This is a genomic window from Pseudoalteromonas sp. SR45-5 (assembly GCF_014163565.1).
Lineage (GTDB): Bacteria > Pseudomonadota > Gammaproteobacteria > Enterobacterales > Alteromonadaceae > Pseudoalteromonas > Pseudoalteromonas distincta.
This window is the reverse complement of sequence record NZ_JACJDN010000678.1, coordinates 1-2049: the sequence shown is the minus strand read 5'-3', so window position 1 is coordinate 2049 and position 2049 is coordinate 1. Positions and strand designations below refer to the sequence as shown.

At 40.6% G+C, this 2049-nt stretch carries 3 protein-coding genes and 1 pseudogene; 1 reads left to right on the top strand and 3 read right to left on the bottom strand.

Annotation, left to right across the window (positions count from 1 at the left end; all coding sequences use genetic code 11):
* Together H5072_RS17915 and H5072_RS17910 are read right to left on the bottom strand one after the other, a co-directional pair.
* A partial coding sequence (locus H5072_RS17915; protein WP_310735899.1) for a DNA-formamidopyrimidine glycosylase family protein occupies positions 1-471 on the bottom strand: 471 nt, incomplete at its 3' end.
* Complete coding sequence (locus tag H5072_RS17910) at positions 471-986, bottom strand: hypothetical protein (RefSeq protein ID WP_004335529.1); 516 nt, start codon at positions 984-986, stop codon at positions 471-473. The genes H5072_RS17910 and H5072_RS17915, both read right to left, overlap by 1 nt.
* A 118-nt stretch (positions 987-1104) precedes the next feature.
* Between H5072_RS17910 and H5072_RS17905 the strand changes: the two are divergent.
* Positions 1105-1947 (top strand): annotated as a pseudogene (locus H5072_RS17905) (manganese-dependent inorganic pyrophosphatase); the annotation flags it as partial.
* Here H5072_RS17905 and H5072_RS17900 read toward each other — a convergent pair.
* Complete coding sequence (locus tag H5072_RS17900; protein ID WP_310735900.1) at positions 1915-2034, bottom strand: 1-deoxy-D-xylulose-5-phosphate synthase N-terminal domain-containing protein; 120 nt, start codon at positions 2032-2034, stop codon at positions 1915-1917. The pseudogene H5072_RS17905 and the gene H5072_RS17900 overlap by 33 nt on opposite strands.
* Positions 2035-2049: the final 15 nt, after the last annotated feature.

Genomic DNA, 2049 nt, shown 5'->3' with positions numbered 1-2049 from the left:
AAATTGCTTTACGGGTACTTTTTTATTGCGCGATTGTTCGTACACGCGTTTAGCAAAAAAATCATCGGTAAGCGGCTCAGGACCAAGCTTAGAGAGTAGCTTATGCACTTCACCGGGCTCTTGCCATAAGCAACAACCAAAACGACGAGGATCGTTTAAGCGCAGCGCTTTACCGTTGCCAAAAATAAACTCTACATGGTCATGCTTTTTAAGCGGCTCACTTTTATCTACTACACGCAAATTACCTGACATACCCAAATGTAAAATAGTGCTCCCAAGCTCACAATGTAAAAGTAAATATTTAGCTCGTCGCTCAATACTTGTAACAATTAGCCCTTCAAGTTGATACACATCATCGGGCACTGGCCAGCGCATACTGGCATTGTAAATATTTACCTTTGTAACAACTTGGTTTTGTACGTGGGGAGTGATACCCATTCGGCTCACTTCTACCTCTGGTAATTCAGGCATTAATTAGACTCACTTTGTGAAAAATCAAAACTAGGGAATAACTGCTGAGCAGTTTTTAAATCGAGTGCGAGTATTCGCTGGCTTCTCTTTTCGAGTAAATAATATTGTCCATCGCCTTTGTAGAGCAAATAAACCCACGGCATACTTTCGCCAGCCAACTCAAATGTAGCAACGTATAAAGGTGCATTAGGATTAAAAACAACAGACTCATTAACCCCCATTAGCGCCGCGCTTTGCCATTGGTTAACTAAATCACTAAGCTGCTGCTCAGAAGCTTTCCACACGAGCGGTATATCTTTTTGTAGTGGTGTTGTACGCCAACTTGTTCCTATTCGCTCAATTTTTTGATCAACAAATTGCAGTGTAAGTACAAAACTTTGCTGGGGGAGTACAGCTTGTAACGCTGGTTTATCCTCCCCTCCTAAAAATTGCTTATGCCAGCCATTTAAAAAGAAGATCATAATCAACATCGAAAATATTATAACGTTGTTCCAACCTTTACGGCCCAGTCGCATATAAATACACCTAATAAATTCAAGATTTTAAAGTGTAACTAAAACTTAATTGCGCTGTCTATATGTTAAAGGCCGCAGACTTTGTTAGAATATCGGCAAATTTAAAGGAGTTCCGTCAATGTCTATGTATGTAGTGGGCCATAAAATCCCAGATTCAGATTCTATTTGTGGTGCAATTGCACTGGCTTATTTAAAAAACCAAATTGATGAGCCAGCAATTCCAACTCGTCTTGGTGAAGTTTCACCTGAAACTCAATTTATCCTTGATAGATTTGGTTTTGAAGCACCAGAGCTTAAGTTAAGCTACGCTGGTGAAGATGTGTATATTGTAGATCACACAGAAAAAACACAAGCACCTGATGATATCGACCAAGCTCGCGTTGTTGGTGTGGTAGATCACCATAAATTAGGTGACTTAACATCATCGACTCCGCTTGAATGTTGGATTCGTCCTGTTGGTTGTTCAAACACCATTATTAAAATGATGTATGACTTCTACAACGTAGAAATCCCTAAAGACATCGCTGGTATCATGATGTGTGCAATTTTAAGCGACACAGTTATATTTAAATCGCCAACATGTACCACAGCCGATATTAAATGTGTTGAAGCGCTAGCTGAAATTGCAGGCATCGAAGACTTTAAAGAACTTGGTATGGATATGTTCCGCGTTAAATCTGCGGTAGAAGACACACCAGCACGTGATTTAGTAATGCGTGACTTTAAAGATTTCAACATGAACGGTAACCTAGTAGGCATTGGCCAGCTAGAAGTAATCGACCTTGCTGTTTTTGACGATATTAAAGCAGACCTTGCAGCCGATATTGCTAAGCTAAAAGTTGAGGGCAACCGCCACTCTGTATTTTTACTGCTTACCGATATAATGAAAGAAGGCTCAGAAATGCTAATTGTATCTGACGATGCAAACTTAGTTGAGCAGGCTTACGGTGTAAAACCAGAGAGGGTGCAAACCGTCTTTTTGGCGAATAGTGTGCATTTGGTCGCGACGACCTGTAAGGATTTTATGTGGATAAGCTTGGTGACCCACATCCCAAACTAGGCG